17 protein-coding genes are annotated in these 19,619 nt (G+C 68.9%); 9 read left to right on the forward strand and 8 right to left on the reverse strand.

All coding sequences use genetic code 11. From position 1 onward, the window contains the following. The first annotated feature begins 131 nt into the window (after window positions 1–131). Window positions 132–1,379, forward strand: coding sequence for a glycoside hydrolase family 27 protein (locus J5V16_RS21290; protein WP_208498989.1), 1,248 nt, complete (start codon window positions 132–134; stop codon window positions 1,377–1,379). A gap of 451 nt (window positions 1,380–1,830) precedes the next feature. Here J5V16_RS21290 and J5V16_RS21295 read toward each other — a convergent pair whose 3' ends face one another. Then, the gene (locus tag J5V16_RS21295) at window positions 1,831–2,232 is read right to left on the reverse strand and encodes a VOC family protein (RefSeq protein WP_208498990.1); all 402 of its coding nucleotides are present in this window, start codon (window positions 2,230–2,232) and stop codon (window positions 1,831–1,833) included. Window positions 2,233–2,313: 81 nt separating this feature from the next. Between J5V16_RS21295 and J5V16_RS21300 the strand changes: the two genes are divergently transcribed. Next, window positions 2,314–3,060, forward strand: coding sequence for a TetR/AcrR family transcriptional regulator (locus J5V16_RS21300; RefSeq protein ID WP_208498991.1), 747 nt, complete (start codon window positions 2,314–2,316; stop codon window positions 3,058–3,060). Window positions 3,061–3,121: 61 nt separating this feature from the next. Here the strand turns inward: J5V16_RS21300 and J5V16_RS21305 are convergent, their stop codons facing one another. Both J5V16_RS21305 and J5V16_RS21310 read right to left on the reverse strand, forming a co-directional pair. After that, window positions 3,122–4,978: a YhgE/Pip family protein gene (locus J5V16_RS21305; RefSeq protein ID WP_208498992.1), complete on the reverse strand. Its 1,857-nt coding sequence runs from the start codon at window positions 4,976–4,978 to the stop codon at window positions 3,122–3,124. Then, a complete protein-coding gene (locus tag J5V16_RS21310; protein ID WP_208498993.1) occupies window positions 4,975–5,970 on the reverse strand; it encodes an ATP-binding cassette domain-containing protein in 996 nt (331 codons plus the stop codon). Before J5V16_RS21310 ends, J5V16_RS21305 begins: the two co-directional genes overlap by 4 nt. A gap of 150 nt (window positions 5,971–6,120) precedes the next feature. Between J5V16_RS21310 and J5V16_RS21315 the strand changes: the two genes are divergently transcribed. Further along, the gene (locus J5V16_RS21315; protein ID WP_208498994.1) at window positions 6,121–8,208 is read left to right on the forward strand and encodes a S9 family peptidase; all 2,088 of its coding nucleotides are present in this window, start codon (window positions 6,121–6,123) and stop codon (window positions 8,206–8,208) included. Window positions 8,209–8,398: 190 nt separating this feature from the next. On the opposite strand, the gene J5V16_RS21320 is transcribed toward J5V16_RS21315, so the two are convergent. Further along, window positions 8,399–8,602: a hypothetical protein gene (locus tag J5V16_RS21320; protein WP_208498995.1), complete on the reverse strand. Its 204-nt coding sequence runs from the start codon at window positions 8,600–8,602 to the stop codon at window positions 8,399–8,401. Between the two features lie 186 nt (window positions 8,603–8,788). On the opposite strand from J5V16_RS21320, the gene fbaA reads away from it, so the two are divergent. Next, window positions 8,789–9,811 (forward strand): class II fructose-bisphosphate aldolase, encoded by a 1,023-nt coding sequence (gene fbaA, locus J5V16_RS21325; RefSeq protein WP_208498996.1) that lies wholly within the window; start codon window positions 8,789–8,791, stop codon window positions 9,809–9,811. Between the two features lie 93 nt (window positions 9,812–9,904). On the opposite strand, the gene J5V16_RS21330 is transcribed toward fbaA, so the two are convergent. From J5V16_RS21330 to J5V16_RS21345, 4 genes are all read right to left on the reverse strand, one after another. After that, complete coding sequence (locus J5V16_RS21330) at window positions 9,905–10,324, reverse strand: type II toxin-antitoxin system VapC family toxin (protein ID WP_208498997.1); 420 nt, start codon at window positions 10,322–10,324, stop codon at window positions 9,905–9,907. Further along, window positions 10,321–10,581 (reverse strand): FitA-like ribbon-helix-helix domain-containing protein, encoded by a 261-nt coding sequence (locus J5V16_RS21335; RefSeq protein WP_208498998.1) that lies wholly within the window; start codon window positions 10,579–10,581, stop codon window positions 10,321–10,323. The genes J5V16_RS21330 and J5V16_RS21335 overlap by 4 nt, the downstream gene beginning before the upstream one ends. Before the next feature lie 141 nt (window positions 10,582–10,722). Continuing rightward, entirely contained in the window at window positions 10,723–12,282 is a 1,560-nt protein-coding gene (locus tag J5V16_RS21340; RefSeq protein WP_208498999.1) for a glycoside hydrolase family 13 protein, read from the reverse strand. Between the two features lie 13 nt (window positions 12,283–12,295). After that, window positions 12,296–13,297: a LacI family DNA-binding transcriptional regulator gene (locus J5V16_RS21345; RefSeq protein ID WP_208499000.1), complete on the reverse strand. Its 1,002-nt coding sequence runs from the start codon at window positions 13,295–13,297 to the stop codon at window positions 12,296–12,298. A gap of 153 nt (window positions 13,298–13,450) precedes the next feature. Here J5V16_RS21345 and J5V16_RS21350 point away from each other — a divergent pair, with 153 nt between their 5' ends. From J5V16_RS21350 to J5V16_RS21370, 5 genes are all read left to right on the forward strand, one after another. After that, a complete protein-coding gene (locus J5V16_RS21350; RefSeq protein ID WP_208499001.1) occupies window positions 13,451–14,686 on the forward strand; it encodes a sugar ABC transporter substrate-binding protein in 1,236 nt (411 codons plus the stop codon). 42 nt (window positions 14,687–14,728) lie between these two features. After that, on the forward strand, window positions 14,729–16,276 hold the full coding sequence (locus J5V16_RS21355) for an ABC transporter permease subunit (protein WP_208499002.1): 1,548 nt from the start codon (window positions 14,729–14,731) through the stop codon (window positions 16,274–16,276). Beyond that, window positions 16,273–17,202, forward strand: coding sequence for a sugar ABC transporter permease (locus tag J5V16_RS21360; protein ID WP_208499003.1), 930 nt, complete (start codon window positions 16,273–16,275; stop codon window positions 17,200–17,202). The genes J5V16_RS21355 and J5V16_RS21360 overlap by 4 nt, the downstream gene beginning before the upstream one ends. A gap of 291 nt (window positions 17,203–17,493) precedes the next feature. Beyond that, the gene (locus tag J5V16_RS21365) at window positions 17,494–18,837 is read left to right on the forward strand and encodes a hypothetical protein (RefSeq protein ID WP_208499004.1); all 1,344 of its coding nucleotides are present in this window, start codon (window positions 17,494–17,496) and stop codon (window positions 18,835–18,837) included. Then, on the forward strand, window positions 18,834–19,100 hold the full coding sequence (locus J5V16_RS21370; RefSeq protein ID WP_208499005.1) for a hypothetical protein: 267 nt from the start codon (window positions 18,834–18,836) through the stop codon (window positions 19,098–19,100). The genes J5V16_RS21365 and J5V16_RS21370 overlap by 4 nt, the downstream gene beginning before the upstream one ends. The last annotated feature ends 519 nt before the right edge of the window (window positions 19,101–19,619 follow it).

Raw genomic sequence — 19,619 nt, forward strand, 5'->3', positions numbered from 1 at the left:
CGCCTTAATCCTCCCCGTTTCCCCTGCGTACACCTATCGATCCCAAGGGCCGCAACCCCTTCCGGAGCCGTGATCACCCCCGTCGGTGCACGCGGGTAGCGTAATGGGACCCGACCCCCGAGGAGGTTTCTGTGACCCGACTCGCTGCCACGCCACCCATGGGCTGGAATTCATGGGACGTGTTCGGAACCTCGGTGACCGAAGCCGAGACCCGCGCCAACGCCGCCTTCATCGCCGAGCACATGGCCGGCCACGGCTGGGAATACGTGGTCGTCGACATCCAGTGGTACGACCCCGCCGCCCGCGCCGGCGGCTACAACCTCGGCACCCGCCTCACCCTCGACGAGTACGGCCTACCCCAGCCCGCCCCGAACCGCTTCCCGTCGGCCGCCGACGGCGCCGGCTTCAAACCCCTCGCCGACTACATCCACTCCCTCGGCCTCAAATTCGGCGTCCACGTCCTTCGCGGCGTCCCCCGCCAGGCGGTCGCCGCCGACACCCCCATCAAAGGCAGCGAATACTCGGCCGCCCAGATCCCCGACCGCGAGCGGATCTCCACCTGGATCGACGACAACTGGGGCATCGACCACTCCCACCCCGGCGGCCAGGCCTACTACGACGCCCTGGTCCGCCAGTTCGCCGACTGGGGCGTCGACTACATCAAGGCCGACGACATGATCGCCCCCTACTGGGAGGACGAGGTCGAGGCCTTCTGGCACGCGGTCGACCGCGCCGACCGCGACATCGTGCTCAGCCTCTCCCCCGGAATGAGCCTCTCCACCAGCCACGCCCAGCACCTCCAGGAGCACTCCCACCTGTGGCGCATCTCCGCCGACCTCTGGGACCGCTGGCGCGACATCGACGCCCAATTCGACCGCCTCCGCGACTGGGCCCCCTACGCCGGCCCCGGCCACTGGCCCGATGCCGACATGCTCCCCCTGGGCCGCATGGGCCTCCGAGCCGAAGTCGGCGAACCCCGCCAAAGCCTCCTGACCCCCGACGAGCAGCGCACGCTGCTCACCCTCTGGTGCATCGCCCGCTCCCCCCTTATGGTCGGCGCCGACCTGCCCACCTCGAGCACTGAAACGATCGAACTGCTGACCAACCCCGAGGTTCTCGCAGCCCAACGCCACCCCGCCGGCGCCCGCGAAGTCTGGCGCGAAGACCGCCACCTCGCCTGGGCCTCAACCGACGGCGCCTTCGCCGCCGTCTTCAACCGGAGCACCGAAGCGGCCGAGCTGCAACTCCCGTGGGAAACCCTCGGCCTGTCCCAGCCGACGCAAGTGCGCGACTGCTGGAGCCGCTCCGACATCGTCCCCGGCGACCATCTCCGTGCGAAGCTCCAGCCGCACAGCGCGGCCCTGTTCCGCCTGTCCTGACCTGTCGGCGGCTCGTTCTCGATTCGTATTGGCGGGCGGCCGGGCTGGTGTGTCCGGCCGCCCGCTGGTGTTCCTCCACGTGGAGGTGTGCAGTCCGTGCGGGGACCGCGCGCGGGTGGCTTCCCGCGCGCGGTCTCGGTATGGCGACGTTCGCGAATCCCCTTGTCTCGCCGCCATCCCGCAGGGCCAGATGGCTTTTTTGTCTCAAGGCTGACACGTCGCGTAGTTGGGCGGCAACAGAAAGTTTCAGGCTGTGGATAACTTCCTGCGGGAGTGATGCAGCGCGCGCCGTCGCCTTGCGGGGCTTCGCGGTTGCGTGGCTGGTGGTGGTGTCAATGTGGGCGGTGCGGTGTTCGTGGCGCATGCATCAACGGTGTCACGCCTTGCTTCTGACCCGCAACCGTGAGTTTCCCTCTGTGGATAACTCTGTGGATCGTTGCGGCGCAGCAGGTCAGGAGGCCGTGGCTGCGTCGGGTTCGGTCATCCACTGGACCAGTTGGATGATCACGCCGTTCGGGTCCGCGGTCTGGAAGTAGCGCTCGCCCCACTCCTCGGTTTCGATCGGCGTGGTGATGGCGACGCCTTCGGCTTGGACGCGTTCGTATTCGGCGTCGATGTCGTCGACCACGAAGACCAGGAGGAGGCCGTCGGCGTGGCCCTTGGCGCTTTCGGGCTTGAAGGTGGCCAGGCCGGTCTTCAGGTAGATGACATTGAAGCCGGCGTCCGGGCGGGAGAGCGAGACGAAGCCTTCCGCGGCCATGTCCTCCGTGAAGCCGTAGTGGGCCTTGAGGAATTCGGCCGAGGCGGTCGGGTCGGCGACGTTGAGCGAGACGGCGGATGAGGTGATGCGCATGTGCGGCTCCTTTTCTTCGTACGGTGTATATTGTACAGAGTACGATGTACAGCGTACAAGTTTGTCGGCTAGAATTCTTCCGTGACTGCCGCCACTGAGACCCCGAAGCCGAACCTGCTCGAACTGCTCTGGAGGGCCGCCCCCGAATCCGGGCGCGGGCCGCGGAAGAAGCTGACCGTCGATGAGGTCGTCGCGGCCGCGATCAGGCTGGCCGATGCCGAAGGGCTGGAAGCGGTCACCGTGCGCCGCCTCGCCCAGGAGCTCGGGAAGGCCCCCATGACCCTCTACACCTATGTGCCGGGCAAGAGCGAGCTCGTAGCGCTGATGCTCGATGCACTCTTCGCGGGCATGGAGCGGGCACCGATAGCGGGATCGTGGCGGGAGCGGCTCACCGCCGTCGCGCAGGAGAACTACGCGCTCTACCGGGCCCACCCGTGGGCCTCGGCCGCCGCGCCGAGCCGGCCGCCGCTCGGGCCCGGGCAGTGCGCCAAATACGAGCACGAGCTGCAGGCCCTCGAAGGCCTGGGCCTCAGCGACGTCGAGATGGACGACGCGCTGGCGTACCTGCTCGCGTTCGTGCGCACCGCCGCGCAGGACGCCGCCCAAGCCGACGCCGAGCGCGCGGCCAGCGGTATGGACGACCAGGAGTGGTGGGAGGCCAACGGCCCCCTCCTCGCGAAGGTCCTCGACCCCGCGCGCTTCCCGGCCGCCGTCCGCGTCGGCCAGGCCGCCGGCGAGGTGCACGACGCCGCCTACAACGCCGAGCATGCCTTCGAGTTCGGGTTGGCCAGGACGCTTGACGGGCTCGCCGCACTCATCGAGCGTTAGGACGGACGCGAACGGCCCGGTCGCCGCAGCGGCCGGGCCGTTTTCCGTTCAGGCAGGCAGCTCAGACCTGGAGCGGCTCGTTCAGGCGGTCCGGCCTCCAGCGGCGGCGCGACGCCACCACCAGCGACGAGAGCGCCAGCGAGCCGACCAGATAGGCCGCCAGGACCAGGAGCGTCCGGACGACGTGCGAGGTCTCGCCGCCGCTGATCGTCACCCGCAGCGCGTCCACCACATAGCTCATCGGCAGCAGCGGATGCAGCACCTGGAAGAACTTCGGCGTCGTCTCCACCGGGTACAGGCCGCCCGCGCTCGTCAACTGCAGCATCAGCAGCACGACCAGCAGCAGGCTCCCCGCCGTGCCGAATGCGAGCTTGAACAGGTGCGCCATCGCCGTGAAGGTCAGGATGACGAGGATCGACAGGCCGACCGTGTCCAGCGCGTCCTTCGGATTGAGGCCCAGCCCGAGCTCCACCGCGAGGTAGAGGACGAGCGCCGACAGGGTGCCGAGGAACGCGCCCGGCAGCCAGCCGCCGATCGCGATCGGGACCGAGTGCAGCGGCCCGGCCAGCGCGCGGCTGTTCACGGTCCGGAGGACGAGGTAGCCCATGAGGCCGAAGACCCAGAGTGCGATGGCGATGAAGAAGGGTGCGAGGCCGCGGCCGTAAGTGTCGGCGGGGTGGAGGTTGGTTTCGGCGATGGTGACGGGGCTGCCGTAGGCCTCGGCGTTGTCGGCGTCGTCGGCGGGGTTGGTGCTGGGGACGGATTGGGCGGCGGTGGTGAGGGAGGTCTGGAGGGTGTCGGCGCCGGTTTTGAGTTGGGTGAGGCCGTCGGCGAGGTCGCCGGCGCCGTTTTGGGCGGTGGCGGCGGCGTCGGCGACTTGGTCGGCGCCGGTGGCGACGTCGGCGGCGCCGGTCTGGAGCTGGGTGAGGTCGTCGGAGGCTTGGTCGAGGGTGTCGGTGGTGGTGGATTGGACGGTGGTGTTGGCGTTCTGGATGTCGTCGTTGGCGGTGTCGGCGTCGTCGATGTAGGTCTGGAGTCGGGCGCAGGCGTCGGCGTCGGCGGTGTCGTCGGTGCAGAGGGTGGTGTAGACGGTGGTGAGGTCGTCGTTGGCGCGTTCGGCGAGGTCGGCGGCGGAGGCGGCGCCGGTTTGGATCTGGGTCCAGTTGTCGGCGAGGGTTTGGACGACGGGTTGGGCGACGCCGACGGCTTGGTCGACGCCGTCGCTGACTTGTTCGGCGCCGTCGGCGACTTGTTGTGCGCCGGTGGTGAGTTCGCTGAGGCCGTTTTCGAGGTCGGTGGCGCCGGTTTGGGCGGTGGCGATGCCGTCGGAGAGTTGGCCGGCGGCGTCGGCGGCTTGGGTGAGGCCTTGGTTGAGTTCGGTGAGGTCGCCGAAGATGGTGGTGGCGAAGGTGACGTAGACGGCGGTGTTGATCTGGTTGCGGAGTTCGGATTCGACGGTGGAGGCCATGATGCCGGCGACGTAGCCGTTGGCGTCGTTGAGGTCGAATTCGACGGTGGCTTGTTCGGGGTCGGTGCCGGAGAGGCTGGCGAGGCGGGTGGAGAAGTCGGCGGGGACGGTGATGACCATGTAGTAGTCGCCGTCGCGGAGGCCTTGGGCGGCTTGGGTGGCGGTGACGAACTGCCAGTCGAAGATGCGGTCTTCTTTGAGTTGGTCGACGAGTTGGTCGCCGCCGTTGATGGCGGTGGTCTGGCCGTTGGTGTCGACGGTGGCGCCTTGGTCTTCGTTGACGACGGCGACGGGCATGTGTTCGAGTTTGCCGTAGGGGTCCCAGGCGAACCAGAGGTAGAGGCCGCCGTAGACGAGGGGGATGAGGATGATGGCGATGAGGGCGGCGGTGCGGATGGGGTGGCCGCGGAAGCGTCGGAGTTCGGCGGCGGCGAGTTTGAACGGGCTCAACGGGTTGCTCCTTTTCGGTGGCCGCCGTTGCGGTCGTGGTGCGGGTGCGCGGTGGGTGCGGGTTGGGCGCGGAGGTCGACGATGGTGTCGGCGGGCGGGTCGGAGCGGGTGCAGGCGGCGATGACGAGTTGGCCGGCGTCGGCGACGGTGCGGAGGGCGTCGAAGACGCGTTCGGAGCCGGCTCGGTCGAGGCCGGTGTCGGCGTCGTCGACGGCGATGGCGGGGGTGCGGCTGGCGGCGGCGCAGGCGATGGCGAAGTGGATCTGGTCGATGCGGGGGAGGAAGCCGAAGGTGTCGCCGGTGTCGATGGTGAGGGCGAGGCGGTCGAGCCAGGCGTTGATGTTGGCGCGGGTGGCGGCGCCTTTGGAGACGGTGGTGGTCTCTTTGATGCAGGTGGCGACGGTGGCGTAGGGGTCGAAGCGGATGGGTGGTCCGGCTTGGGCGATGGTGAAGTGGCGGCGGATGTGGCGGGGTCGGGTCTGGCCGTCGACTTCGAGTGCGCCGCTTTGGAAGGGGAAGCGGCCGGTGAGGGCGAGGAGGAGTGAGGAGCGGCCGTCGCCGCCGTCGCCGCAGAGGGCGACGACTTGGCCGAGTCCGGCGGTGAGGGTGATGTCGGTGAAGACGGGGCCTTGGCGTCCGGCGGCGGTGAGGCTTTGGGCGTGGAGGAAGGGGGTGCCGTTGATGTGGGAGTGGACGACGGGGGCGCCTATGACGGCGGTTTCGGTTGTGGCGGTGGCGGGTTGGAGGCGGGTGGCGTCGTCGGCGGTGGCTGTGGGTTCGGCGGCGGGTTCGGTGGTGTCGTCGTCGGGGTGGGGTGGTTCGGTGTGGGCCGGGGCGGGTGGTGTCGCTGCGGTGGTCTCGGGCGTGGGGTCGGGGTTCGGCGCCGGTTGGGTTTCGGCGGCGGTCTCGGGTGCGCCGGGGCGGGTTTCGCCGCCGGGTGTGCGGGGTGCCGGGCCGTCGTTCGGCTCCCTCTGGTCGCTCCTGTCGCTCATGGTCACTATCCTCACAGGCGGGTGCGCCCGGTTTCGGGCGATTTCGCGGGTTGTTGACCCAAAGAATGTTACTCATGAGTAACTTATGTGCGGAGGCAGGCGGTCGTGCTGTGACCGGCGCGTCCCGCCCGCGGCCCTTACAGTTGAGGCATGTCGGAAACGCAAGCAGCGAAACCAGCGGCCCCCCGCCGCGACCACCCGCGCACTCACCACGGCGACACCGTGAACGACCCGTACGCCTGGCTCAAGGATCCCGAGGATCCGGCCACCGTCGACTACCTCAAGGCCGAGAACGTCTACACCGAATCGCGCACCGAGCACCTCGCGGCGCTGCGCAAGAGCATCTTCGGCGAGATCAAGTCCCGCACCCAGGAGACCGACCTCTCGGTCCCGGTCCGCAAGCGCGGCTGGTGGTACTACGGCCGCACCGAGGAGGGCAAGCAGTACGGCATCCAGTGCCGCCTCAAGGCCGACGGCGACACGCCGCCCGAGATCGAGGCCGGGACGGCCATCGAGGGCGAGGAGATCCTCGTCGACGGCAACGAGCTCGCCGAGGGCCACGACTTCTTCTCCCTGGGCACCTGCGACGTCTCCCCCGACGGGAACCTCCTGGCGTACGCCGTGAACTACTCGGGCGACGAGCGGTTCACCTTGCGGTTCAAGGACCTGCGCACCGGCGAGGACTTCCCCGACGACATCCCGAACGTGTTCTACGGCGGCTCCTGGTCGCTCGACGGCTCCGTCTTCTTCTACACCAAAGTGGACGACGCATGGCGGCCGTACCAGGTGTGGCGGCACGTCCTCGGCGAGCACGAAGACAAGGACGTGCTCGTCCACCAGGAGGACGACGAGCGGTTCTGGACCGGCATCGACCTGACCCGCTCCGAGCGGTACCTCTTCATCGTCTCCGGCTCCAAGATCACCACCGAGGTCCGCTACCTCGACGCGGCCGACCCGACCGGCGAGTTCCAGGTGTTCGGCAACGGCCGCGTCCAGGGCGTCGAGCTCTCCGTCGACCACCAGGGCGACCGGTTCTGGGTGCTCCACAACAAGGACGCCGAGAACTTCACGCTCGGCTGGACTCCCGTCGACGACACCACCCAGTTCAACGAGGTCATCGCCCACGACGAGGCGGTGCGGCTCGAATCCGCCGACGCGTTCGCCGACCACGTCGTGGTCTCCATGCGCCGCGCCGGGCTCTCGCAGGTGGCCATCCTCGGCGGCGACGGGCAGTTGACCGAGATCGCGTTCGACGAGCCGATCTACGCGGTCGGGCTCGGCGAGAACCCCGACTACGAGTCGCGGCAGATCCGCCTCGGCTACACGTCCCTCGTCACGCCCTCCTCGGTGTACGACTACGACATCGACGCCGCCGAACTGCACCTGCGCAAGCAGACCCCGGTCCTCGGCGACTTCGACCCCGCCGACTACGTGCAGTACCGCGAATGGGCGACCGCCGCCGACGGCACCAAGGTCCCGATCTCGATCGTCGCCAAGCAGGGCGTCACCGCCGACGGCACCGCGCCGTGCCTGCTGTACGGGTACGGCTCCTACGAGCACTCCATCGACCCGTACTTCTCCATCGCGCGGCTGAGCCTGCTCGACCGCGGCGTCGTCTTCGCCATCGCCCACATCCGCGGCGGCGGCGAGATGGGCCGCCAGTGGTACGAGCAGGGCAAGCTCCTCCACAAGCGGAACACCTTCACCGATTTCGTGGACTGCGCCGAGCACCTGGTCGACGTCGGCTGGGCCGCCCCCGACCGGATCGTCGCCCGCGGCGGCTCCGCCGGCGGCCTCCTCATGGGCGCCGTCGCCAACCTCGCCCCGCAGCGGTTCGCCGGCATCCTCGCCGACGTCCCGTTCGTCGACGCGCTCAACACCATCCTCGACCCGACGATGCCGCTCACCGTCATCGAATGGGAGGAGTGGGGCAACCCGCTCGAGTCGGCGGAAGTGTACGAGTACATGAAGTCGTACTCGCCGTACGAGAACGTCACCGGCGTCCGCTACCCGTCGATCCTGGCCGTCACCAGCCTCAACGACACCCGGGTCGGCTTCCACGAGCCCGCGAAGTGGATCGCGAAGCTCCGCCACGAGAGCCCCGACTCCGACGTCCTCCTGAAGACCGAGATGGAAGCCGGGCACGGCGGCCGCTCCGGCCGGTACGACGCCTGGGAGGAAGAGGCGTTCAACCTCGCCTGGGTGCTTGACAAGCTGGGCGCAGCCCAGATTGCCTGAGGCAGAGTAGCTGGGCGCAGCCCAGATTGCCTGAGGCAGAGTAGCTGGGCGCAGCCCAGATTGCCTGAGGCAGAGCAACTGGGCCAAGCCCAGATTGCCTGAGGCAGCGCAGCTCGCGCAGGCGTAGGCGAGCGCGCGTGAGCGTGCAGCGGTGAGGCCCGGTCCCGATGTTCGGGGCCGGGCCTCTCGGCTATTCGGGGCGCTCGTCCTCCTCCGCCGGGACCTCGCGCCGCTGCTCGGCCGCGTCGGCCGGATCGACCTCGTCGGGAACCGCCCCCTGGGGCTCCTCGACCGCCGCCTCCGGATCGTCCTCGGCCGGAGGCTCGGCCGAATCCGCCAGGTCGAACTCGGACAACTCGTCGGACTCGCCCGCCCATTCCTGGTGATAGTTCATATAACCCACGGTAGACGCGCGGTCCCCCGCCCGACCAGTGAACCACCAGGTAGTCTCAGTTATGCCGTCACACGGCTGTGGGCAATACTTCATCTCGACGCAATAGTTCGAGGCCATCAGACAGCGGCGTCTGAGCACCGCCCCCGGTCGGGGAGCCATCAACGACTTGTCTAAGGAGCAGGCAGCATGCCTATCGCAACACCCGAGGAATACAACGAGATGCTCGACCGGGCGAAGGCTGGCTCCTTCGCCTACCCGGCCATCAACGTCACCTCGACCCAGACGCTCAACGCCGCCCTGGCCGCGTTCGCCGAAGCCGAGTCCGACGGCATCGTCCAGGTCTCCACCGGCGGCGCCGAATACCTGTCCGGCCCCACCATCAAGGACAAGGTCACCGGCGCCGTCGCGCTCGCCGCGGCCGCCCACGAGATCGCCAAGAACTACCCGGTCAAGGTCGCCCTCCACACCGACCACTGCCCGAAGAACCACCTCGACTCGTTCGTGCGCCCCCTCCTCGCCGTCAGCGAAGAGCGCGTCGCCCGCGGCGAGCTCCCCCTCTTCCAGTCCCACATGTGGGACGGCTCCGCCGTGCCCATGGCCGAGAACCTGGAGATCGCCCAGGAGCTCCTGGCCCGCACCGCCAAGGCCAACATCATCCTCGAGATCGAGATCGGCGTCGTCGGCGGCGAAGAGGACGGCGTCGAAGCCGAGATCAACGAGAAGCTCTACACGACCGTCGAAGACGGCCTCGCCACCGTCGAAGCGCTCGGCGCCGGCGAGAAGGGCCGCTACATGACTGCCCTGACCTTCGGCAACGTCCACGGCGTCTACAAGCCCGGCAACGTGCACCTGCGCCCCGAGATCCTCAAGGAGATCCAGGACGCCGTCGGCGCCAAGGTCGGCAAGGACAAGCCGTTCGACCTCGTCTTCCACGGCGGCTCCGGCTCCACCGCGCAGGAGATCTCCGACGCGGTCGACCACGGCGTCATCAAGATGAACATCGACACCGACGCCCAGTACGCCTTCACGCGTCCCGTCGTCGACCACATCTTCAAGAACTACGACGGCGTCCTCAAGGTCGAAGGCGAAGTCGGCAACAAGAAGGCCTACGACCCGCGCGCCTACGGCAAGCTCGCCGAAGCCGGCATGGCCGCCCGCATCGTCGAAGCCTGCCAGCAGCTCCGCTCCGCAGGGAACAAGATCAAGTAACGCCGCAAGCGAAACGAGGGGCCCGGGCACGAACGCCCGGGCCCCTCGTCGTGCAGCGGTCCCGGCCGCACGCGGCCGGGTCCGCTCAGATCCTCAGAAATCCCACGGGTTCAGCAAGGTGACTCCGGTGTTCTCGAAGTCCTTGGTGTTCCGGGTCGCGAGGAGGGCCCCGCGGGACAGGCAGATCGCTGCGATCATCGCGTCCTCGGTCTCGATCGGCCGCCCCGCCCTCTCGCGGGCGGCGGCCAGCCTGCCGTACTCGTCCGCGGCGGCCAGGTCGAACTCCTCGACCCGGCCACCGAAGAACTCGGTGACGAGCTGGTCCACGGCCTGCTCGAGTTCCACGCGCCGACGACCCTGCGGCAGGCGCGCGGTCCCGTACCGCATCTCGGCGACCGTGACCGAAGTCGTGGCGACCTCGCTCCGCGGGGTCGCGTCGAACCAGCGCCGCAGCGCGGCATCGGGATTCGAGCGGAAACGCTCGGACAGGACGTTCGTGTCGAGGATGATCATCCGAAGTCCGCCCCACGGGCCGGCACACCGGTCCTCGGCGGGATCTCGAGCTCGTCGAAGCCGCCACGGTCGTCGACATGCTCGCGGAACCAGGCGCCCGCGGAGTCGTCGCCCTTCAGCGCCACGCGCTGCGCCTCAGCGAGGATCTCGCGCGCCTCGGCCTCCATGGACCGGTCGTGCTGCACCGCGCGGATCTTGAGCCACTTGTACAGCTCAGGGTCGATGCCGCGGATGGACATCGCTTTCGTCTCTGCCATCAAAACCACCACCTGTTTCTAAAAATGCTAGCACCGAATCTCGTGGAAGACCCACCGAAGATTCGTCTTGTTCCTTCACGCTCGTCCGGGGCGCGGAGAAGGGCCCGGACGCGATTGCGTCCGGGCCCTTCGATGTCCTTGCTACTTCTTGAACCAGACCGTCGAGCCCGCCGGGAGGGCGCCGTCCACGAGCGGGGCGCTCGCGAGGAGGACCTCGGTGCCGTAGGAGGCGACCGGGACCGGGGCGTCGGAGAAGTTGACGACGCAGGTCAGGGCGCCGTTGTCGAACGCGAAGGCGTCGTCGCCGGGGTCGGCGAGCCAGGTCAGGCCCGTGACGCCGCCGCGCAAGTTCTTGCGGAGGTTGATCGCCGCGCGGTAGAACTCGAGCGTCGAACCGGCGACGCCGTCCTCGGCCTCGACCGAGAGCGCCGACCACTCGGCGGGCTGGGGCAGCCACGAGCCGCCCGAGCCGAACCCGAGCGAAGCGCCCTCGCGGGTCCACGGCAGCGGGACGCGGCAGCCGTCGCGGCCGATCTGCTCGCCGTTCGTGCGGAAGAACGTCGGGTCCTCGCGGACCTCCGCGGGCAGGTCGAGGACCTCGTTCAGGCCCAGCTCCTCGCCCTGGTAGACGTACACCACGCCCGGCAGCGACAGGAGCAGCTGGGTCGCGGCCTTCGCGCGGGCCAGGCCCTCCGCGCCGCCGCCGTAGCGGGTGACGTGGCGCTGCACGTCGTGGTTCGACAGCACCCACGTGCACGGCGCGCCCACGCCGGCGTTGTTCGCGATCTCCGCGTCGATCGCCTTGCGGAAGTCCGCGGCCTTGAACGGGGCCAGGACCAGGTCGAAGTTGAACGCCTGGTGCAGCTCGTCGGGCCGCAGGTAGAGGGCGCGGCGCTCGGCCGAGTCCGTCCACGCCTCCGCCACGAAGATCCGGTCGCCCTCGTACTCCTCGATGATGGGCCGCCAGGTGCGGTAGATGTCGTGCACGCCGTCCTGGTCGAAGAACGGCGCGAGCGTCGTCCCGATCATCTCGATCGTCCCGTCGCCGCCCGTGTCGGGCAGGCCCTCGGCCTTCACCATGCCGTGCGCGACGTCGATGCGGAAGCCGTCCACGCCCCGGTCGAGCCAGAACCGCAGGATCGACTGGAACTCCGCGTGGACCTCCGGGTTCTCCCAGTTCAAGTCCGGCTGGGTCGAGTCGAACAGGTGCAGGTACCACTGCTTCCCGTCCTCGGTCTTCGTCCACGCCGGGCCGCCGAAGATCGACTGCCAGTTGTTCGGCGGCGTGTCCGGGCGCCCGGGGTCGACGTCGCGGAACCAGTACCGGGCCCGCTCCGGCGAGCCCGGGCCCGCGGCGAGGGCCGCCTTGAACCACTCGTGCTCGGACGAGGTGTGGTTGGGGACGAGGTCCGCGATGAGGCGGATGCCGTGCTCGTGCGCGGTGGCGAGCATCCGGTCGAAGTCGTCGAGATCGCCGAAGCGCGGATCGATCATTCGGTAGTCCGACACGTCGTAGCCCGCGTCGTTCTGGGGGGACGCGAAGAACGGCGACAGCCAGATGGCGTCCACACCGAGCTCGGCGAGGTAGGGGATGCGGGAGCGGATGCCCTCGAGGTCGCCCATGCCGTCGCCGTTCGCGTCGGCGAAGGAGCGCGGGTAGACCTGGTAGATCACCGCGTCGCGCCACCAGTGTTCACTCATGGGGGCAAGCCTTTCAGTCGTTTGCAGGCGCCGCACCGGTGGAACCGCGTACGACGAGCTCAGGTCGGAACAGGTATTCCGAGGACGGGGTGGGCTGCCCGGCGATCTCGTCGAGCAGGGCCCGGGCGGCAGCGGTCGCGATGTCGCGCACCGGCTGCCGGACGGTCGTGAGCGGGGGGTTGGTGTGCGCGATGAGCGGCGAGTCGTCGTAGCCGACCACCGAGAAGTCCTGCGGGACGTTGAGGCCGCGCTCCTCGGCGGCCCGGATCGCGCCCAGCGCCATCATGTCCGAGCCGCAGACGACCGCGGTGGCGCCGCGGTCGATGAGGCGGGACGCGGCGGCGTGGCCGCCCTGCTCGCCGAAGAGGGTGAGCTCGATGAGCTCGGGGCCGACGTGCTGCATCGCGGCGCGGTAGCCGGAGATCTTGCGGCGCACCGGCCAGTACCGGTCGGGGCCCGAGACGAGGCCGATGCGCTGGTGGCCGAGCCCGGCGAGGTGCTCGACGGCGATGCGGGCGGCCACGTTGTCGTCGCAGGAGAAGGAAGCCGCTTCGACCCCCTCGGGGTGACCGGTAACGAAGGCCACCGGGAGGCGCTTGTCCTTGAGCTCCTGGTAGCGCTCGGTGCTCGCGGTCGTGTCCGCGTGCAGGCCCGACACGAAGATGATGCCGGCGACGGCCCGCTCGCGGAGCATCTCGACGAACTCGTCCTCGGAGACGCCGCCGGGGGTCTGCGTGCACAGGACCGGGGTGTAGCCCGATCCGGCGAGCACATTGGAGATCGTCTGCGCGTAGAGCGGGAAGATCGGGTTCTCCAGTTCGGGCACGACCAGGCCGATGAGGCCGATGGCGTGCTTGCGCAAGGCCGGGGGGCGTTCGTATCCGAGCACGTCGAGGGCAGTGAGGACGGACTGTCGGGTCTGCTGACCGACCCCGGGTTTGTCGTTGAGGACCCGGGACACCGTTGCCTCACTGACCCCGGCCTGCCGGGCGATGTCAGAGAGTCGAAGCCGCATGATGACAGCGTAGCCTATCTGAAATTTGACAACAGTTTGGTTGCAAGGGTTTCCTGTTTCTGAAACATCTTGCTAATGTTCGAGGAAGTTCGGGGCGCGAGCCCCCGGTCACCGGCCCCCGCCCCGGGGCCCCTCAACGAGGAGAGAACAGACATGCGCAGAAGGACCCTGGGAATCACCGCCGTCTCCGCCGCCGCCCTCGGCGCGGCAGCGGCCTGCGGTTCGGACGACGGCGACTCGGCGGGCGGCGAGACCCCCGAGTTCTCCGGCGAGCTCGTGATCTGGGCCGACGAGACCCGCACCCCGGTCCTCAAGGAGTTCGTCAAGAACTTCGAGCAGGAAGTCGGCGTCAAGGTCACCGTCGAAGAGCACGTGGAGACCCTCCGCGAGGACTACCTCACCGCCACCGAGCAGGGCCAGGGCCCCGACATCGTCGTGGGCGCGCACGACTGGGCCGGCCAGTACGCCGGCGCCGGCGCCGTCGCCCCCGTCACCCTCACCGCCGACCAGCAGGCCGCGCTCAACGAGACCGCGATCAAGGCCTTCACCGTCGACGGCAACGTCTACGGCGTCCCCTACGCGCTCGAGAACCTCGGCCTCATCCGCAACACCGACCTCGCCCCCGAGGCCCCCGCCACCTTCGAAGACCTCGTCGCCGCCGGCCAGGCCGCGGGCACCGACGAAGTCCTCATGATGGAGGTCAGCGTCAACGGCAACGCCTACAACGCCTACCCGCTGTTCTCCTCCATGGGCGGCTACCTCTTCAAGGACGACGGCACCGGCACCCTCGACCCCACCGACGTCGGCGTCGACTCCCCCGGCGGCATCGCCGCGTTCGAGAAGTTCGCCGAACTCGGCGCCGCGGGCGTCCTCAAGACCACCTACGACGCCACCAACTGCACGCCGTTCTTCGTCGAAGGCAAGACCGCGTTCCTCATCTCCGGCCCGTGGGCCCTCACCGACGTACAGGGCGCCGGCCTCAACTACGAGGTCACCGCCATCCCCGGCTTCGAAGGCCAGGGCCCCGCCGCGCCGTTCCTCGGCGTCCAGGGCTTCTACGTCTCCTCCAAGGCCAAGAACGCCGTCTTCGCACAGGAATTCGTCTCCAACTACGTGCTCACCGAGGACCTGCAGCTCAAGCTCGCCGAAGCCGGCGGCCGCCAGCCCGCGCTCACCGACGCCGCCGAGGCCTACACCACCGACAACGCCGACGCCCAGGGCTTCGCCGCCGCCGGCGAGAACGCCGTCCCCATGCCGAACATCTCCGCGATGGACTCCGTCTGGGAGCCCTTCGGCCGCGCCCAGGCCGACGCCATCGACGGCGCCTCCTCCGGCGCCGACGCCGCCAAGACCGCCGCGCAGACCATCCGCGACGCCGTCGGCGCCTAACCGACCCGGCACACCTCCCACGAGCGAAGGATCGAACGCACGGTGCTCGAACAACGTTCCCGGACGGCCGGCTCCGCCACCGCCGCGGGCCTGATCATCAAGATCGCGGTACTCGCGGTGGTCGCCGCGCTGGCCGTCTGGGCGGCGTTGCCGCTCATCGCCGCCGAGGCCTGGTGGGGCCTCGCGCTGGAGGCCGCCGTCGTGGCCGTCCTCTACTACGTCTACCTCCAGCGCCGGGCCATCCAGCTCAAATACCTGGTGCCCGGCACGCTCCTGCTCATCGCCTTCCAGATCCTCCCGGTCATCCTCACCATCGGCACCTCCTTCTCCAACTACGGCGACGGGCACCGGGTCGACAAGGAGCAGGCCGTCGAGGCGATCATCGCCGCGGGCGTCCAGCAGACCCCCGGCGGCGCCACCTACCTCTTCGCCGTCGGCGAATCCTCCACCGGCGAACTCACCCTCCTCCTCACCGACCAGCGGGACGGGTCCACCTGGGCCGGCACCGAAGCGGGCCTCACCGAGCTCGACGACGCCACCGTCGACGCCTCCGGGCGCGTCACCGCCGCCCCCGGCTACACCGTGTGGGACCTCGCCGAACTCAACGAGCGCCAGGCCGAACTCGCCGAACTCGCCGTCCCCACCGGCGACGACTCCGGCATCAAAGTCCAAGGCCTGTCCGCGTTCGAAGGCACCTCCACCCGCTCCTACGACGAAGCCTGCGACTGCATCGCCGACGCCGCCACCGGCACCGTCTGGTACGCCGACAACGAGGAAGGCTCCTTCCTCACCGAGGACGGCGAACCCGCCCTCGTCGGCTGGCGCGTCGACATCGGCGCCGACAACTACCTCGACGTCCTCACCGACCCCGACATCCGCGGCCCGTTCCTCGGCATCTTCACCTGGAACATCCTCTTCGCCGCCGGATCGGTCCTGCTCACCTTCGCGATCGGCCTCGGCACCGCCATGGCCCTCAACAAGCCCAGCATGAGGGGCACGAAGGTGTACCGGACGCTGATGATCCTCCCGTACGCCATGCCGTCCTTCGCCATGCTGCTGGTCTGGGCCCAGATGTTCAACCGCGACTTCGGGCTCGTCAACGACCTGTTCAACCTCAGCGTCAACTGGTACGGCGGCACCTGGTCGGCCCGCGCCATGGTCCTCATCGCCAACACCTGGCTCGGCTGGCCCTACATGTTCCTCATCTGCCTCGGCGCGCTCCAGGCCCTGCCCTCGGACTCGCTCGAAGCCGCGAGAATCGACGGCGCGACAGGTGTGACGGCCTTCCGCAAGATCACCCTGCCGCTGCTGCTCATCGCCCTCACGCCGCTGCTGATCTCCTCGTTCGCGTTCAACTTCAACAACTTCAACGCGATCGAACTGCTCTCCGGCGGCAGCCCCTTCCGCGCCGGCGACGCCGTCGGCGGCACCGACCTCCTCATTACGTACGCGTTCCGCCAGGCCTTCGGCGCCACCACCGCCGACTACGGCTTCGCCAGCGCCATCAGCGTGTTCATCTTCCTCATCGTCGCCACCATGTCGGCGGTCATGTTCCGCTTCACCCGCAACCAGGAGGACGTGTACTCATGACGGTGTCCCAAGTGCGTGAAAAGCCCGAGGTGAAGGGCGCGTCCCCGTTGCCGCGCAGGGGAAAGAGCCCGTTCGTGAAGTGGGTGGGCGAGTTCGGGTGGCGCCACCTGGTGGCGGTCGCGGTGCTCGTGTTCGGGCTCGTGCCGATCGTGTACGTGGTCTCGGCGGCGTTCAACCCGAACGGGACGCTCTCCTCGACGAGCCTGCTGCCGACGTCGTTCGGGTTCGGGAACTTCGAGAAGCTGTTCACCGACCCGAACGTGCCGTTCGGGCGGTGGTTCCTCAACTCGCTGGTGATCGCGGTCCCGGCGGCGTTCATCTCGATCTTCATCTCGTCGCTGGCGGCGTACGCGTTCAGCCGGTTCCGGTTCCGGGGGCGGCGGCCGATGCTGCTGTTCTTGCTGCTGATCCAGATGTTCCCGGCGTTCCTCTCCGTGGTGGCGCTGTATCTGATCTTCGGGTCGATCGGCGAGTTCTATCCGGTGGCGGGCCTGAACACGAAGCTGGGGCTCATGCTGGTGTACATGGGTGGGGCGCTGGGTGTCTCGACGTGGCTGATGAAGGGGTTCTTCGACACGATTCCGAAGGAGCTCGACGAGGCCGCGACGATCGACGGGGCGACGCACGCGCAGATCTTCTTCGGCATGATCCTGCCGCTGGCGGCGCCGATCATCGCGATCTCGGGGATCCTGGCGTTCGTGGGGACGATGAACGACTTCATCCTGGCGTCGCTGTTCCTCACGGACCGGCCGGAGATGACACTCGCGGTGGGGTTGAAGACGCTCACGGCGGACAACTCTCCCGCGTCCTACTTCGGGATCTTCGCTGCGGGCACGCTGCTCACGTCGGTGCTGACGGTGGCGGTGTTCATGAGCCTGCAGCGGTACATCGTGTCCGGTCTGACCGGCGGGGCAGTGAAGGGTTAAGACGCAAGACCACTGCTCGACACGAGAAATCCTGTCCCCCAGGGCAGGTGCACAAAGGGCCCGGATCAGGGGGAGCCTCCCTCCCCTCGATCCGGGCCTTTTGGCGTGGCGTCTAGACGCTTTTGCACGGGGGTGTGTCGCTGACTGGGAAAGGTCGGACGCGTGTGTCAATGTGAAAGAACCGCCCAGTGGGCGGTTCTCAGCACAACTGAATACGGACCGGTGGGTCGCCAACAAGATTGGTAGTCACGGAGGCGACCCACCTTCCCAACCAAGGAAGGAAGCCCTCCTATGGTCTCTGTCAGCGTACGCCGAAATCCGGGTGAGCCGGTAGGTAGAAACGCGCGGGCCTCGTATCCGCATCCGGAGAACCCCGGCCTGCTCGAGCAGGTGGACGGGTTCTACGACTGGGCGGGCCGTCGCCTGTTCCTCGCCGACGGGTCACCCGATCCGATGACGCCGGGCGCGTACCGGTACCAGACTCGCCCTGACCTGTGCGACCTGATCGCGCATGCCTCCGACCCGGCCTCGCCGCACTACGAGCCGCCGCACCTGCGGCACCGGCCCGGCGACACGTGGGAGATCGGCGGCAAGCCCCACGACCCGGGCGACCCCGGCCCCTTCGGTTCCGACGGTTGGCGACCGGACCCCCGTACCGGCCGCCACCGCCGCGACGAACTCCCCGACCCCATCCCGCCGTGGGAGCAAGGACCGGCCGCCCGAGAGGCGGAGCCCGCGCCGAGTCCCGAACGCACGCAGGAGGAGGCACCGCTCGTCGAACCTGGTCGGCCGCCGGCGCGCCTCGTCGAGTCCGGGAGTCGCAGCGCCGACCGGGGCGGCTCCGACCGGCCGCCGCCGGGGGGCAGGCGGGGCCGCCCGGTTCCCTCCGACTCTGACGATCCCGAACCGTCCGAGGAGGATTCGCCGCGTTCGCGGTTCTGGTCCGACGACGAGCGCCCGGGGGGCAGGGCTCGCTCCCGCAACTCCGTCGACCCCGGCTGGATCAGCGGCTCCTGCGACACTCCGGTCGATGACGACTCCGAATCCGAAGACCCGCCGCCGCACCGGTTCTCGAAACTCCGCGAAGACGCGTGGGACCGGTTCATGATCAAGTCCGCCCCGCTCGCCGCAGCCCATTGGTCCGACCGCCGCACCCTGGGAGACCAGCACCGCTGGCTGGCCGCTGTGCTGCTGCGAGCATTCCTCTGGCTGGCCGCAGTGTTCAAGGGCCGCAGCGCAAGCGCGCCGGCGTGCCCGGCCGGACCGGCGCTGCCGCGCCAGGCTGGGCAGCGATCGAACGGCCAAACGCCCCCGCGCGGGCCGGTTCCGGCCGGTGCGCCGCAGCCCGATGCCTTCCCGGGCGGGCCGGTGCCTGATGCGGGGGGTGAGTGCGTGCCGGACCCGTTCGCGCAGCTCGCCGCCGCCGTCAACGGCGCCCGGGCAGGTCGTGCCGCGATCGCCGCTCGGAAGCAGGCCAGTCGCGGCGATCTCGCCGCTGAGATCCGTTCGGCCGCAAAGCACTGGCGCGCCGAAGTCCGCCAGAGCCGGTCTAAGCCCTCCCCGGTCCCCTACATGGCCCGTTGGGAGCGGGCGTTCGATGCGCACCGCGCGTTCGGGGAGGTGGCGGTCGGATGAACCGGGTCCAGTTCAGGGCCACCGCCTGGGTCGATAGCCGCCTGCTGCGGTTCGAGCCCGTGCTCAGGCAGCCGCGCCTGCGCGTGATCATCACCGGAGCCGAGCCCGAAGCCCTCGGCTCGGTCATCCGGCTCGACACCGCCCGACCCGGCCTGCGCGTCTCGGCCCCGCTCCAACTCGAGTGGACCGATTCGCACCGTGAAGCAATCATCGGCCACGCCCAACGCACCTGGGCCGAGATCACCCGCGAATGCGACGGCTGACCTCCCGCTAGGTCCATCAACCCAACCCGTCTGCGGCTGGGACCGTAATTCGATCTGCAGCGATCCGATCACGGTCCCGGCCGCGACGATTGAGAGCGTCTGATGTCGTCTTGTCGTGGTGGTGCGTTGGCGGCCTTTCGGTCTCGGATGACTTGCACTTCAACCAGTCAGCGACCACGGGGACCTTTCCGATTCCGGACGGACTTCGGCGCTCTCTGGCGGCACTGGGTCGCGGATCAATCCGGCATCGACAACCAGGCGAGATCAGGGTCCGGGTCGGCCTGCGGCTGCCCGGCCCGAATGAGGTTGAGGTTCAAGCTCGCAGCGACGACAGGGTGAGTGCGAACGTGGGCTGATGTGCGGCCCCCCGGCCCATTTCGGTCAGGGTTCAAGCGGGCGGCGACAACGAGGTCCCATTGCCTTTGGGCGCGACCTCGGCTGCCCGCCTGGAATGGGTTGCGGTTCAGGCGGGCAGCGACGGGAGGGTGTGAGGCGGGCTCGGTTTCCGGCTTTGGGCAT

It is taken from the genome of Glycomyces niveus (genome assembly GCF_017592475.1).
In the GTDB taxonomy this organism is placed as follows: domain Bacteria; phylum Actinomycetota; class Actinomycetes; order Mycobacteriales; family Micromonosporaceae; genus Glycomyces; species Glycomyces niveus.

Bases quoted from the DNA above. Each gene is read 5' to 3' on its own strand.
- J5V16_RS21295 (WP_208498990.1), bottom strand. From the start codon at position 2,232: ATGCGCATCACCTCATCCGCCGTCTCGCTCAACGTCGCCGACCCGACC.
- J5V16_RS21310 (WP_208498993.1), bottom strand. From the start codon at position 5,970: ATGAGCGACAGGAGCGACCAGAGGGAGCCGAACGACGGCCCGGCACCC.
- J5V16_RS21315 (WP_208498994.1), top strand. From the start codon at position 6,121: ATGTCGGAAACGCAAGCAGCGAAACCAGCGGCCCCCCGCCGCGACCAC.
- J5V16_RS21320 (WP_208498995.1), bottom strand. From the start codon at position 8,602: ATGAACTATCACCAGGAATGGGCGGGCGAGTCCGACGAGTTGTCCGAG.
- fbaA (WP_208498996.1), top strand. From the start codon at position 8,789: ATGCCTATCGCAACACCCGAGGAATACAACGAGATGCTCGACCGGGCG.
- J5V16_RS21330 (WP_208498997.1), bottom strand. From the start codon at position 10,324: ATGATCATCCTCGACACGAACGTCCTGTCCGAGCGTTTCCGCTCGAAT.
- J5V16_RS21335 (WP_208498998.1), bottom strand. From the start codon at position 10,581: ATGGCAGAGACGAAAGCGATGTCCATCCGCGGCATCGACCCTGAGCTG.
- J5V16_RS21340 (WP_208498999.1), bottom strand. From the start codon at position 12,282: ATGAGTGAACACTGGTGGCGCGACGCGGTGATCTACCAGGTCTACCCG.
- J5V16_RS21345 (WP_208499000.1), bottom strand. From the start codon at position 13,297: ATGCGGCTTCGACTCTCTGACATCGCCCGGCAGGCCGGGGTCAGTGAG.
- J5V16_RS21350 (WP_208499001.1), top strand. From the start codon at position 13,451: ATGCGCAGAAGGACCCTGGGAATCACCGCCGTCTCCGCCGCCGCCCTC.
- J5V16_RS21360 (WP_208499003.1), top strand. From the start codon at position 16,273: ATGACGGTGTCCCAAGTGCGTGAAAAGCCCGAGGTGAAGGGCGCGTCC.
- J5V16_RS21365 (WP_208499004.1), top strand. From the start codon at position 17,494: ATGGTCTCTGTCAGCGTACGCCGAAATCCGGGTGAGCCGGTAGGTAGA.
- J5V16_RS21370 (WP_208499005.1), top strand. From the start codon at position 18,834: ATGAACCGGGTCCAGTTCAGGGCCACCGCCTGGGTCGATAGCCGCCTG.